Source organism: Streptomyces sp. ML-6 (assembly GCF_030116705.1).
In the GTDB taxonomy this organism is placed as follows: domain Bacteria; phylum Actinomycetota; class Actinomycetes; order Streptomycetales; family Streptomycetaceae; genus Streptomyces.
In genome coordinates this window covers 275,069-287,217 of sequence record NZ_JAOTIK010000002.1, presented here as the reverse complement: position 1 = coordinate 287,217, position 12,149 = coordinate 275,069, and the positions used below count along the sequence as shown (strand labels likewise).

General features: G+C 69.8%; 13 protein-coding genes. 9 read left to right on the top strand and 4 right to left on the bottom strand.

What is annotated here, in order from left to right; all coding sequences use genetic code 11:
- Window positions 1–7 precede the first annotated feature (7 nt).
- Window positions 8–238, bottom strand: a complete 231-nt coding sequence (locus OCT49_RS35180) for a hypothetical protein (RefSeq protein ID WP_283856219.1) — start codon at window positions 236–238, stop codon at window positions 8–10.
- A gap of 190 nt (window positions 239–428) precedes the next feature.
- On the opposite strand from OCT49_RS35180, the gene OCT49_RS35175 reads away from it, so the two are divergent.
- The 4 genes from OCT49_RS35175 to OCT49_RS35160 all read left to right on the top strand — a co-directional run bounded on the left by OCT49_RS35175 (window position 429) and on the right by OCT49_RS35160 (window position 3,405).
- Window positions 429–1,145: a helix-turn-helix transcriptional regulator gene (locus tag OCT49_RS35175; RefSeq protein ID WP_283856218.1), complete on the top strand. Its 717-nt coding sequence runs from the start codon at window positions 429–431 to the stop codon at window positions 1,143–1,145.
- Window positions 1,146–1,517: 372 nt separating this feature from the next.
- A complete protein-coding gene (locus OCT49_RS35170; RefSeq protein ID WP_283856217.1) occupies window positions 1,518–1,715 on the top strand; it encodes a hypothetical protein in 198 nt (65 codons plus the stop codon).
- 104 nt (window positions 1,716–1,819) lie between these two features.
- Entirely contained in the window at window positions 1,820–2,566 is a 747-nt protein-coding gene (locus tag OCT49_RS35165) for a dienelactone hydrolase family protein (protein ID WP_283856216.1), read from the top strand.
- Between the two features lie 35 nt (window positions 2,567–2,601).
- A complete protein-coding gene (locus OCT49_RS35160; protein ID WP_283856215.1) occupies window positions 2,602–3,405 on the top strand; it encodes an IclR family transcriptional regulator in 804 nt (267 codons plus the stop codon).
- A 387-nt stretch (window positions 3,406–3,792) separates the two neighbouring features.
- Here the strand turns inward: OCT49_RS35160 and OCT49_RS35155 are convergent, their stop codons facing one another.
- The 3 genes from OCT49_RS35155 to OCT49_RS35145 form a co-directional block, all read right to left on the bottom strand.
- Complete coding sequence (locus tag OCT49_RS35155) at window positions 3,793–4,332, bottom strand: cupin domain-containing protein (protein ID WP_283856214.1); 540 nt, start codon at window positions 4,330–4,332, stop codon at window positions 3,793–3,795.
- Entirely contained in the window at window positions 4,329–5,084 is a 756-nt protein-coding gene (locus OCT49_RS35150; RefSeq protein ID WP_283856213.1) for a hypothetical protein, read from the bottom strand. The genes OCT49_RS35155 and OCT49_RS35150 overlap by 4 nt, the downstream gene beginning before the upstream one ends.
- 646 nt (window positions 5,085–5,730) lie before the next feature.
- Complete coding sequence (locus OCT49_RS35145) at window positions 5,731–6,531, bottom strand: IclR family transcriptional regulator (protein WP_283856212.1); 801 nt, start codon at window positions 6,529–6,531, stop codon at window positions 5,731–5,733.
- 312 nt (window positions 6,532–6,843) lie between these two features.
- Here OCT49_RS35145 and OCT49_RS35140 point away from each other — a divergent pair, with 312 nt between their 5' ends.
- The 5 genes from OCT49_RS35140 (at window position 6,844) to OCT49_RS35120 (ending at window position 11,666) form a co-directional block, all read left to right on the top strand.
- The gene (locus OCT49_RS35140; RefSeq protein WP_283856211.1) at window positions 6,844–7,806 is read left to right on the top strand and encodes a TAXI family TRAP transporter solute-binding subunit; all 963 of its coding nucleotides are present in this window, start codon (window positions 6,844–6,846) and stop codon (window positions 7,804–7,806) included.
- A gap of 2 nt (window positions 7,807–7,808) precedes the next feature.
- Entirely contained in the window at window positions 7,809–8,864 is a 1,056-nt protein-coding gene (locus tag OCT49_RS35135) for an NAD(P)/FAD-dependent oxidoreductase (protein ID WP_283856210.1), read from the top strand.
- A complete protein-coding gene (locus tag OCT49_RS35130) occupies window positions 8,852–9,181 on the top strand; it encodes a ferredoxin family protein (protein ID WP_283856209.1) in 330 nt (109 codons plus the stop codon). Before OCT49_RS35135 ends, OCT49_RS35130 begins: the two co-directional genes overlap by 13 nt.
- A 161-nt stretch (window positions 9,182–9,342) precedes the next feature.
- On the top strand, window positions 9,343–10,041 hold the full coding sequence (locus tag OCT49_RS35125; protein ID WP_283856208.1) for a class II aldolase/adducin family protein: 699 nt from the start codon (window positions 9,343–9,345) through the stop codon (window positions 10,039–10,041).
- Between the two features lie 563 nt (window positions 10,042–10,604).
- A complete protein-coding gene (locus OCT49_RS35120; RefSeq protein ID WP_283856207.1) occupies window positions 10,605–11,666 on the top strand; it encodes a GNAT family N-acetyltransferase in 1,062 nt (353 codons plus the stop codon).
- Window positions 11,667–12,149 lie beyond the last annotated feature (483 nt).

Here is a 12,149-nt window from a genome sequence, read left to right as displayed (position 1 = left end):
CGCACACCTACCCCCTGGCTCCCGCTTCCCACGGCTCCCCCACCTCGTCCACCACCGAGGCCGGACGGGCGACGCCCGCGCGGAACGCCTCGTCCACCCCGCCGTGTTCGATGCCGGGCCCGAACCGTCCGGCCCGCTCCCTCAAGGCTGGTACCGGAGCGCCAACAGGAACGGAGGGATCGGCAACGGGGGAGTCGTCGGGGGCCGCGGAGTGGGGCGGGACGATGGCCTCGATCATGTAGGTGTTCCACTCTGGCAGAGTTGGCCGGGCAGCCATCAGCGGATGGCCCGCTCCCAGCTTTGTGCCATGCGAGACACATGGACCGACTCTCTTCTACAAGAACTGGTAGCCGCCGCCACCGTGCGAGGGCTTGTATTCCCGCCCGGGCCCGGCACTCATGGTGACACGGCACGCGCAGGAGGAGCGCATGAACTACACGGGGCGCCGGCCGGACCACCCACCGGCCGCCCAACTCCCAGAAGCGGACAGTGAATCGGCGGTCTTCTGGCGCAACCGTGCCACCGGCCTGTTCGACCGCCTCCCGCTGCTCCTGGCCTTCTGCAGGGCAGACGGCACGATCATGCGGGCGAACCCTGCGATGGCGGCCGAGTGGGACACGCTGGCCGGGGCGCTGACAGGCCGCAGTGTCCTCGACCTCTTCTACCCGGAGAGCAGGAAACAGCTCCGCTCGGTCACGGAGGCGATCCGGCTGCGCCGTCGCTCCCGGTACTCCGTCGCCGTCCGCTGGACCACCGCGGCCGGAGTCGAACGCCAGGGAGAGGTGATCGTGGACCTGGTCAGCGACACTCCTCGCGAGGAGCCTGATCTGCTGCTCCTCGTGCGGGCCGAGGAAGAAGGCCCCGTACCGGCCGACAACGGCGCCCGGTTCCGCGAGAAGACGGATGACACCGAGACCTGCATCCTGGCCCTGACCGCGGGCGGTCGCACGACCGCGCAGGTGGCCTCGGCCGTCGGTCTCACCGCTGACGGGGTCAACTACCATCTCAAGCAGTTGTCCCGCCGCTGGGGTGTGTCGGGCAAGGCGGCCCTGGTCGCCCGCGCCTACGCGGAAGGCGTCCTCGCCCCCGGCACCTGGCCGCCCGCGCCCACGCGGGCCGCCACCCCGCCGCGGGCGGATTCATGAGGTGAACCGCCTGCGGACGGCAGGCGGGATGAGCGCCCGTGCGAGCTCCCACAGTTCGCGCGGCGCGGCGAGGACAGGCCGACGGCCGAAGCGGGCACGGGCCCGTGTTCGAGCAGGTCGGCCGACCACTTCATGCAGCTCCGGCTCCAGAGCCATGACTCGGGATGGTCGGATCGGTGGGACTCCATCCCTCGACGGCAGGACACGAGAACTTCTATACTGACCGAAAAGCAGGACATGCATCTTTACATTCAGGACGGGTGGAGATGGATGTGAACCCTGCCCCGGGCCGGCGGCCCGCGGCACCCAGGATCGAGCGGCCTCTCACCCCGCATCTGCGGGCACCGGGGTGGTGCCAACTGCACCGGATCCGTGGCCGGATCGCCCGGGGTGCAGGCGCTCGTCCACGAGACGGTCATGCTGTCGGCGTGGCAGGAGAGCGGCGACGACCTGAACTTCCTGGCGGCCGAGCAGGGCGCCCCGGACGGTCTCCGCGGCGACCTCGGCCGGCCCGCTGCTACGGTGCCCCGCCCGCCTCGTGAGGCCGGGCCCGACCCTGCGGCAAGCTAATATCAAGATTCAGGATGGATGTCCCGCATGGTGGAGCACCAGCGTTCGTGATGACTCCGCCCCTTCTCGGCCCCCTCATTCCCTCACCCTCGAAGGACCTCGTGATGAGCGACCAGCACACCTCCGACGCCGTGCAGACCGACTGGCTCACCGTGGCCACCGCCGACGGCCCGATGCGCGTGTACGCGGCGCGCCCCGCCCGGCCCGCCGACCGGGCGGTGATCGTCCTCCAGGAGGCGTTCGGGGTCAACGACCACATCCAGGACATCGCCCGACGCCACGCGGCCCGGGGCTTCCTCGCGCTCGCCCCCGACCTGTTCCACCGCAACGGTGTCGGCACCCTCGCCTACGAGCAGCACGCCGAAGCCATGCCGCTCATCGGCGCCATCGGACCGGACGCCATCATCATGGATGTCGAAGCCGTCCTTGCCCACCTCGCCGGCCAGGAAGGCGTTCCGGCTTCCCGCGCCGTGGTCAACGGATTCTGCTTCGGTGGCCGCGCCGCCTTCACCGCGGCCACGGCCGTCCGGGGGCTCGGCGGCACCGTTGTGTTCTACGGGCCCGGCATCGCCGCCGGGCCGCACGCCGTCGTCGACCGGGCCAAGGACATCGACGCCCCCGTGCTGCTGCACGTGGGCGCCGAGGACCCCACCATCCCCGCCGATCACGTCGCGGCCGTCGACGCGGCACTGCGCGACGCCGGCGTCGACTTCGAGAGCTACGTGTACGAGGGCTCCGGGCATGCCTTCGCCTGCGACGCCCGCCCGCACATGTATGTCGAGGACAGCGCACGGACGGCGTGGCGGCGCACCTACGCTTTTCTCGACAAGCACGTGCCCCCGACCGCCTGAACGCCCTTCCGGGACGAACCTGTACCGTTTCCTGTATGTCAGGAATCAATCCTCGCGAAACGGGAAGCGGTCAGGGCTACCGGGGGCGCAACTCCACCGCGGACCGGGCTCTCGACATCTTGCTGATGTTCGACGAGGACCGGCTGGTGCTCCCCGCCACCGAGGTGGCGGCGCGCCTCGGCGTGGCCCGCTCCACCGCCTACAGGTACCTGCAGAGCCTCACCTCGAACGGTTTCCTCGAGGAGAGCGAAGGTTCTGGTTTCCGCCTCGGCCCCCGTGTGCTCGACCTCGCCCGGCTCGCCCGCAAGGGCATCGGCCTGTCCGACCTGGCCCGGCCCGTGATGCGGGACCTGGTGGAGCGCACCGGCATGCCCGTCCTGCTCACCCGCAGGGCCGGTTCCGCCGTGGTGTGTCTGGAGCGCGAAGAGGCGGGCACCTTCCTGCGCCTGTCGTACGAGCGGGGCCAGGTCCTGTCGGTCAACGCGGGAGCCGCCGCTCTGGCCCTGCTCGCCTGGGCACCCGACAACGAACTCGACGAGCTGCTGGCCGAGCCGTTGCCCCGGTACACCGACGCCACCCATACCGACCCGGACGAACTGCGCGTCCACCTCGCCGAAGTCCGCGAACAGGGCTATGCCGTCAGCCGGGGTGAGCTCGATCCCGATGTGCTCGGCGTCGGAGCCCCGGTGAGAGGGGAGACCGGTGCCGTGGTCGCGGCGATCAGCATCGCGGCACTCTCCCACCGGGTTCCGGACCGGGAGGTCCCGCGCTTCGTGAAGGCCGTACGGGAAGCGGCCGATGCGCTGTCCGCCCAAGTGGCGCGCATGGGGGCTTCTTGAGGGTGGTGCGCATGGGGGTTTCGTGAGGCATTCCTCCGACAACCTCCACCTCGGCCGCCACCCGAAAGCGGCGGCGCGCTGCCCGTACCCCGCACCGGAAGGCGGACAACGTCGGTGTTCCAGGAGACCCCGACCCACCGCCGCCTCATCGCGGAGCGCGGCGACGCCCCCGTTCAGGTACGCCGCGAGGCCGAGCGGATTCACCACCACCTCGCCGCAGGTCATGCCGTCCCGGCAGGCGCCCCTCACCGGTCCGCCGAAGCAGTGCAATGAGCCGCCCCGACGGGTCCGCGGTTCCCGCCCGGGCGTCGGGTGACAGATGCCCCACTCCGTGCGGGGTGGGGCATCTGCTTGCTCCTCAGCGTCAACTGAGAAGATATGCAAGGGTCAGGCCGGGGTGGGGACCGGCCAGTCGAAGGCCGACAGGTCGATCTCGGGATGGACCGCCGCGCAGTCGGCGCAGGTGCGTGCGCGAAGGTCGGCGGTGAATCGGGCGCAGGCCGCCGCGTACATGCGGCCGGCCGGTGTGTCGTCGTCGTGCTCCCACTCGTAGCGGTGCAGTTCCTTCTCGCACCCCGGGCAGAACCAGACCGCACCCTGCAGGCCGGCCTCGAGCGGCAGGTACCGGATCGTGACGCCCTGCTGGAGGGGCACGATCCGGTGCGGGGTTCCGGCAGGTACGTAGACGTGGTCGCCCAGGTCCATGCGGAACCGGTTCACCGAACTGTCGCGCAGGTGCACCTGCGCCGCCCCGGACAACTGGCTGAGCACGGTGTCCTTCTCGCAGACGAGATGGAAGGGCTGAGGCAGCCAGTTGCGCGACAGATAAACCTGGGGGTCGGTGTCGGCGGGCAGGACGGCGACGTCCTCGTAGTTGCCGATCCCGAGGGCGGCGTCGAGGGCGTGGAGCGTGCGGCGGCGGTTCATGACTGCTTCTCCTGCTCGGTCGGGGTGGGTGCGGCATCACGCAGGGCCCGGTGGGACGAGTTCACGGCGCGGGTCTGGGCGACCTCTCTGCCCCAGCCCCAGATCGCACCGGGAAAGGGAGCGTTGACGTGGCCACAGGTGTCACACGTACGGCCCTCGTCACTGTTGCGCAGCTCGATGAATTCGGTGGAGCCGAGTGCGGTGGCGAACTGGCGTACCGGGACGCCCGGTTCGCCGTGACGCCCGGCGTCGTAGCCGGGCAGTGGGAAGGGGGTCGCGTCGTAGTCGTGCCGGACGATCTCCGCCTTGCAGTTCGTGCAGCGGGCTATCAGGGCCTCGGTCTGGTCGCCCTCGTCGGACTGATGCTGGGTGACCACGATGACGGCGAAGGCCTCGGGGTTCTTCTCGTCGCGCAGGAAGGAGTTCACCCCGTGCAGGTTCTGGGCCGCCATGATCTGGCCGGAGGCCAGCATCGACTCGTGGGAGCCGTAGTTGACGACGACCTCGTTGACGGCGTTCCAGTGGAAGAAGTGCCCGTACTCCTTGTCGGGACCGCCGAACATCACGCTGCCGCACGGCACGATGGCGCCCGCGTGGTCGTAGGGGAACAGCGGAGTGAGCTGCGCAGCGGCCTTGGCCATCTGCTCGTAGACGTTGGCTTTGAGAGGTTCGCGGTCGGGGTCGGGCGAGGGGATGCGTCGCGTCTCCTTCAGCTTCTCCGACTTGATGACCGATGGGCTCAGAGGGCTCACAACTTCTCCTTCTGGCAAGGATGTTGCACCATGCGGAACAGTGGCCGCTATTTTGATACTTGGCATCGCCGAATGGCAAGCAGCACAGACATGGAGAAGTGGCTGGATCTCTGCTCTCGGGTTCGCTCGCTCCTGTGCGCCCACAGGGGTTTGCCAGTCGTGTGGACCGGGCCGGATCTGGCCTGATCTGGCCGGAGTCGGCAGCGTGGGTCGATGCCACGCGTTGCGGAGCGGGAGGGGGAGCCGGGGTGGGGACCTGGCCGGCTGACGGCAATGCGGCGATGCGGCTCGAGTGCCGCCACACGACAGCGCGCTGCTCGTGGGCGTTGTCGGTGGAAGTCGGGGGCGGGGCGTCAGGGCCGCCGCCTCCGAGCCGACGCCGCGGAGGGGCGTCGGCCGGGTGGCTTGCTGTTCGGGCGGTGCCGGGACCGGTCGGGCGCCGGGTCGCGGAGTCCTCGGCCCTCTGTGGTGGTCCGGCCGGTTCCGTCCCCGCCAATGGCTCGGGCGGCAGCGACCGGAGGGGCTTCCCGTGGGGTCGGACAGCTCATGGCGGCACGGCGCCCTTCCGTGCTCCGCCGTCCGGGATCATGCGAAGAAGAAGCGTTCTGATGCCGTGGCGGGCAACGTCTGCCCGCTGCACCGTGCTTCAGCCGAACCGGGAGCCCAGCTCACGCGCGACGGCCACGGTTGCGCTGCCGGTCTCGGCGGCCCAGCTGGCGCCGGAGCGTGACAGTGGTGCCGTGGTGGCGAGCGCGGCGCGCGGACGGCCTCGCTTGTCGCGCACCACGGCCGCGACCGCTCTGACGTCGTCCTCGCTCTCCGCGTCATTGAACGCGTAACCGACGCGCCGCACCTCGGTCAGCTGCCTGCGCAGCTCGTCGAGAGTGGTGGCGGTGCGAGGGGTGGCGGAGGCGAGTTCGCCCGAGGGGTAGAGTGCGACGAGCGCGTCGTCGGACAGTTCGGCGAGCAGAGCCTTGCCGGCCGCGGTCCCGTGTGCGGGCAGCGTCCGCCCGACCCGGCCACCGGTGCGCACGATGTGCTTGCTCTCGACGCTGTCGAGGTAGACCACCTCGGTGCCGCGCAGGAGCGCCAGATGGGCGGTCTCGTTGGTCCTGTCGCGCAGCTCCGTGAGGGCGCTGTGGGCCAGGCCGCGGATGTCGATGTTGTCGAGCACGGCCAGTCCGATGTCGACGAGCGCGGGTCCCGGCTTGTAGGCGCGGGAGAATTCATCCTGCTCGACGAACCGGTGATGGCTCAGTGTGGTCAGCATGCGGTGGACGGTGGAGCGGGACAGGTTCATGTCGCGGGCGACCTGATTGACCCGGATCATCTCGTGATCCTCGAACAGGCGCAGCATGCGCAGCACGTTGTCGACCGCTCCGATCAGCCCGCTGGGGCGGTCGGCAAGGTCTGGTTCCTCGGCGTTTTCGCCTCTCTTCGCATCCACGGAGAGCACAGTAGCGCAGCGATTTCCAGCCCTTATGAACACTTTGATTTAGTAGCAGGATGCGGTCTACTGTTCCGCACAGTGACACATTCACGAATGAGGGGGATGGGATGTCTCTCCACGGAAGCCCTCACCGGTCCTCCGGCCTGTCGCCGGAGGACATCGCGGGCAACACATCGGCCCACGGGGCCGACACCGTTTTAGCCGCGGAGCGGGAGCTCGAACGGATCGGCTTCTCCTCCGACCCCACCGGCAGGGTCCGCGCCACGCGGAAGGTGACCGGGCCGGCCACGCTCGTTGACGGGGGAAGCAATGACTGACACGCCGCGCCTGAGGCGCCCGGTCACCCTCCAGTTCCGTGGCGACTGGGGGCAGGCCAACATGCACCGCATCTGCGGCTGGATAGCCCAGGAGATGGGCGACCGGGCGCCCAAGGGCTCCCGGTTCGCGATCTGGTCGGGCACCGGCGGCCTGGACCAGATGAAGGCGCTGCGCGCCGGCGAGTGCGACATCACTGTCGTCACCCCGGCCGCCGCCGTACGGATGCTCCACCGGGCAGGCGAGCTCGAGGGCCTGGCCGCGTTGGGAGTCATCGGCCAGCGCGACCGTCTCGTCGTGGCCGTGGACGCCGCGCTTCCGGTGCAGAACGCCTCCGAACTGGCCGCGATCGCCGATCGGTTGGTCGTCGCCACATCGCCGGACGACGGCGTCAACCTCGTCGGGTTCGCGGTGCACAAGGCGCTGCGCCTTGCGGGTGTCGACCCGGACCGGCTCACCTTCGCCTACAGCGAGCGCCCCTTCCCGGCCCTCACCCGCTTTGCCTCGGGCGGCGCGAACGTGCTGATCCACGAGGCGTTGATGACTCCGCCGTGGCAGCGCATCGACCAGGTCCGCCCGGTCAGGTACGTGCCGTGGGGCGACGAGGTCCTGCGGGCCTTCGCCGCGGAGGGCTGGCCCGACGCCGTGGTGGAGGCCGGATACCTGCCCGGTCTCCAGGAGGACCTGCGCACGCTCGAGTTCTCCGACTTCGTGGTGCTGTGCCGCGACGATCTGCCCGAGGACGTGGCCCATCTCGCCACGTGGTGCATGGTGCGGACCCGTCGAGCCCTGGAGGCGCAGTACGCGCACCTTCCGGTGAACCACACGCCGGTCACGTATCCGATCGTTCCCGCCGACATGGCGCGTACGCCGTTGCCACTGCATCCCGGAGCCGCCAGAGCCTACGCCGAGTCGGCCTCCGCGGACGCACTGGACGAATCATTGATGTGGGGCTGACCATGTCCATACCCGCTCCGGACCCGGAACCGAGGACTTCACGGACCGAGTTGCTGATCATCGGAGCCGGCCCCGCCGGCCTCTTCGCCTGCTTCTACGCGGGCATGCGCGGCCTGGGAGTCACCCTGCTCGACAGCCTGCCGCACCTCGGCGGGCAGGTCGCCGCCCTCTACCCGGCCAAGGAGATCTTCGACGTCGCGGGCTTCCCCGCGATCACCGGACAGAGCCTCGTCGACCGCCTGGTCCGACAGGCCCGGCTCGCCGAACCCGTCATCCGGCTCAACGAAGGTGCGGGCGCGCTGGATCACGGACCCGACTCGGTAACGGTGTCCACGAGCAGTGGTCACCGCATCCGGGCCGGCGCGGTTCTCATCACCGCGGGGATCGGCCGCTTCACCCCGCGCCCCCTGCCGGCCCTCGAGAACCATCACGGAAATGGGGTGCACCACGTGGTGGCCGCGCCCGAGGAGTACGCGGGCCGGGACGTGGTGATCGTCGGCGGCGGCGACAGTGCCGTCGACTGGGCCAACACGCTTGCCCCGCATGCCCGTCGGGTCACGCTCGTCCACCGGAGAAAGCGATTCAGCGCCCATGAGCACTCGGTGAACCAACTCATGGAATCCACCGTCCAGGTCCTGACCAACAGCGAGATCGCCGAGGTCCACGGCGCCGGCCAGGTGGAAGCGGTGACCGTACGCGACCACGGCACACAGGCACTGGCGCGCCTTGACGCCGACGTGGTGATCCCCGCTCTGGGACACATCGCCTCGCTGGGTGCCCTCAAGGACTGGGGACTGAACCTGAGCGGCCAGCAGATCGAGGTCCGTACCGACATGTCCACCGGTGTCGACCGCGTCTACGCCGCCGGTGACATCACCACCTATCCCGGCAAGGTCCGGCTCATGGCGGTCGGGTTCGGGGAGGCCGCCACCGCGGTCAACAACCTTGCCGCCCTGCTGCGCCCGGGACTTGACGTCTTCCCCGGTCATTCCTCGGACCGGGCGCACCGACCCATCCCCCCGCATCCGCAAGAAGAGGCGACGACATGGCGTATGTGATCAACGAGAAGTGCATCAGTGAAATCGACGGCTCATGCGTCGACGTGTGTCCCGTGGATTGCATTTACGAGGGCCTCACCAAACGCTACATCCAGCCCGAGGAATGCATTGAATGCGGTGCCTGCCTGACCGAATGCCCGGTCGCCGCCATCACGGCGCCCGCCGGCACGGATCCGGCCTGGGCCGAGGACAACAAGACGTTCTTCGCGCTGCCCCTGCCCGGCCGCGGCGCACCGCTCGGCAGTCCCGGCGGCGCCATGGGGACCGGACCGATCGGCGTGGACACCCCGCTGGTGGCGAACTGGACCAGGGGATAACCAATGCAGCACATCCTCCTGCTCGTCAGGGGGCAGGCCGGGCACGACGGCGGCGACACCACCCCGCCCTCCGCGACCAGGCCTTCAGCCGCCGGAATCCCGACGACTGCACCGACATGGGCCGGCTGTACCAGCCGGTCGCCAGTTGACCGGAAGTTGTGATGAAGGAAGAGATCGAACACACTGTACGCGCCGGCCGCGCACTGGCTGCCGCGGGTCTGACCGACATGGTGTGGGGACATGCCGCCGTGCGCGATCACGACGGTCACGGGGTCTGGATGAAGGCCGCCGGCTGGGGATTCGAGGAAGTGGACGCCGAGCGCGTACTCCTCGTGAGCAGGGACGGGGAGGTGCACTACGGCCGGGGCGAGCGCCACATCGAGTACCACATCCACACCGAGATCATGGAGCACCGCCCCGACGTCGGTTGTGTGGTGCACACCCATGCCCCCGCGCTCGCCGCCTTCGCCTCCCTGGACACCGAGCTGCGACCCATCTCCCACGACGCAGTCCCCTTCTGCGCTCCGCAGTTGCCGCGCTTCACCCATACGGGCGCGCTCATTGCGACTGCCGAGCTCGGCGTCGCTCTGGCCCGGACGCTCGGTGATGCGCACGGCTGCCTGATGCCGAACCACGGCGCTGTCACGGTCGGGCCCGACGCGGCCACCGCCGTGATGTACGCGGTCCTGCTGGAACGTGCCTGCCGTACGCAGCTCATGGCCATGGCGGCAGGCGGTCCGAGGGTGTGGTCGGACCCCGTCGAAGCCGAGTTCAAGAACCGTCAGGTATGGAACTCCGCCCAGCGCGAGGCGGGTTGGCAGTACCTCCAGCGGCTTTCCGCGAGGAAGTACCCATCCTGATGTCCCGCCGCACGGGTGACGGGGCGTTCCCCCGGCCCTCTCGTGCCGGTGTTGTGGAGGGGCACCCGCCGGCGGGCATCACAGATTAATTCAGTTTTTTCCATGATTTTCAGGCGTTACGATCGAACGGTGGCGAGCGAGAACCCAGCAGGTCGGGCGTGGCCGGGGCGACGACCGTTCGGCGCGACTTCCTGGGGAACACACGACCTGGACGGCGGCTCGCACGCCGGTCCGCCGCCGCAGTGGTTCCGTGGCGTACGCCGGTGGTGAGGAAGGGCCATGCAGTGGTGGTGTTCCTCGCCGATGTCCGCCCCGGGCCGGATCCCGGGCGCGACCACCCGCCGGTTCACCGCCTGGAAAGGTCAGCCGCGGACGACCTTGCCCCCATGGCCCTGCGGCAGCGATCGAGTCGCGGCTCCCGAGGGGAGCCGAGCCGCCACGGGTTCCGGGCGGCCACGTGCCCGAGCCCAGTGAGCGGCGTGCCGGCGACAGCCACACCCAGAATCTCTGGTCCTCCGGCCTTATGAGCGACCAGAGCAACCCCCCATGAAAGGTAGGACCCTGTGAGCGGGACACCGCATCACGGCCTCGACCCGCGCGCACTGCGTGACCGGGTGACCGCCCCTTCGGCCATCGACCTGCCCGCGGTTGGTGAGGACCTCGTCTGGCGGCCGGTCACCGCCGCCGACATCGACCTGATCCTCGACCTGGAGCGCGCCGCCGGCGAGGTCGACCACCCGCGCTCGCTGGTGTTGAGGGACGAGTTGGAAGAGGAGTTCGCCGACGAGACCTTCGTGCCCGAGCACGACGCGGTGATCGCACTCGACCGCGACGGGAGAGCCGTCGCCTACGGCTCGGCCACGGCTCCGTCGAGCCCGGAGACGATTTTCTGGGTGGAACTCGACGGAACGGTGGTCCCGGACCGTCGTGGTGAGGGCATCGGCAGCGCGCTGCTGGCCTGGCAGGAGGCCCGTGGCCTCCAGCATCTCGCCTCCTGCGAATCCACCCTGCCCGGGTGGCTGGCCGTGGGCGCGGACGAGCGTGCCACCCGTACGATCCGGCTCCTGGAGGCGAACGGCTACGAGCGCGCCCGGTGGTGGCTGGAGCTGGAACGCGACCTGGCGGCACCGCTCCCCGAACTGCCGTCACCTTCGGGGGTGCGCTTCGTGCCCTACGACAAGGAGTGGGCGGAGCCGACCAGATCCGCATGGAACGACGCCTTCCGCGACCACTGGGGCACTCAGCCGATGACCGCCGCCGAATGGGCCGCCGGTGACCGCCTGCAGGCGTCCCGCCCGGACCTGGCCGTGCTCGCCCTCGCCCCCGACGAGTCCGGGGGCGAGCGCGTCGTCGGCTTCGTTCTCGTGGACGTGACGCCGGAGGAATGGCCGCTGCGCGGAGGCTCGTTCGGGTACATCTCGTCCGTCGGGGTGAGGCGGGAGGCACGGGGGCAGGGGCTGGCCCGTGCCATGCTGGCCCACGTGCTGCGGACCCTGCGGGCCGAGGGCCTGGGCCGCGCCGTGCTGGACGTCGACGCCGAGAGCCCCACCGGCGCCCTCGGCCTGTACCAGAGCCTCGGATTCACCGTCAACGACCGCTCGGTCAGTCTCGTCAAGCGCTTCTGACCTCGAAGTTCCTCGGACCATGAAGACCTACGAGGAGTGAGTCGCTGCCCGTCGCCGGACCGGACACCGAGGCGGGCAGGACGGCGGTGGGATCAGTGGGATCACTGGCAGGTGATCGTTGGGATCGTCTACCAGTGCCGGCCCGGGGGCACCGTGGACGGACCTGCCCCACTATCGGGTGAGGGGCAGGAGTTTCTCTGTCCGGGCTCGGAAACGGGTAACCGAGGGCCCCTGGGAGAAGGCACTCATCGCCCTCATTGCTCAAGCCGACTCCGTAGAAGATCCTGACCGGGACGTCGCGGACGACTTCATGGCCGTTCGTGCCCTCCGGCTCGCGTTCGTGTCCCCCGGCTCGGCGCCGGCGCCGCTTCCGGCGATCCTGGCCGCGAGCCGGAGGAACGGTCCTGCGAAGAGCCGACCCCCAAGGCCCGCCTCGCGCCCGAGGCGCGGTGATCAACCCCCGGGGCGGGCCTGCTCGCCGTC

Bases quoted from the DNA above. Each gene is read 5' to 3' on its own strand.
- OCT49_RS35180 (WP_283856219.1), bottom strand. From the start codon at position 238: ATGATCGAGGCCATCGTCCCGCCCCACTCCGCGGCCCCCGACGACTCC.
- OCT49_RS35175 (WP_283856218.1), top strand. From the start codon at position 429: ATGAACTACACGGGGCGCCGGCCGGACCACCCACCGGCCGCCCAACTC.
- OCT49_RS35165 (WP_283856216.1), top strand. From the start codon at position 1,820: ATGAGCGACCAGCACACCTCCGACGCCGTGCAGACCGACTGGCTCACC.
- OCT49_RS35160 (WP_283856215.1), top strand. From the start codon at position 2,602: ATGTCAGGAATCAATCCTCGCGAAACGGGAAGCGGTCAGGGCTACCGG.
- OCT49_RS35155 (WP_283856214.1), bottom strand. From the start codon at position 4,332: ATGAACCGCCGCCGCACGCTCCACGCCCTCGACGCCGCCCTCGGGATC.
- OCT49_RS35140 (WP_283856211.1), top strand. From the start codon at position 6,844: ATGACTGACACGCCGCGCCTGAGGCGCCCGGTCACCCTCCAGTTCCGT.
- OCT49_RS35135 (WP_283856210.1), top strand. From the start codon at position 7,809: ATGTCCATACCCGCTCCGGACCCGGAACCGAGGACTTCACGGACCGAG.
- OCT49_RS35130 (WP_283856209.1), top strand. From the start codon at position 8,852: ATGGCGTATGTGATCAACGAGAAGTGCATCAGTGAAATCGACGGCTCA.
- OCT49_RS35125 (WP_283856208.1), top strand. From the start codon at position 9,343: ATGAAGGAAGAGATCGAACACACTGTACGCGCCGGCCGCGCACTGGCT.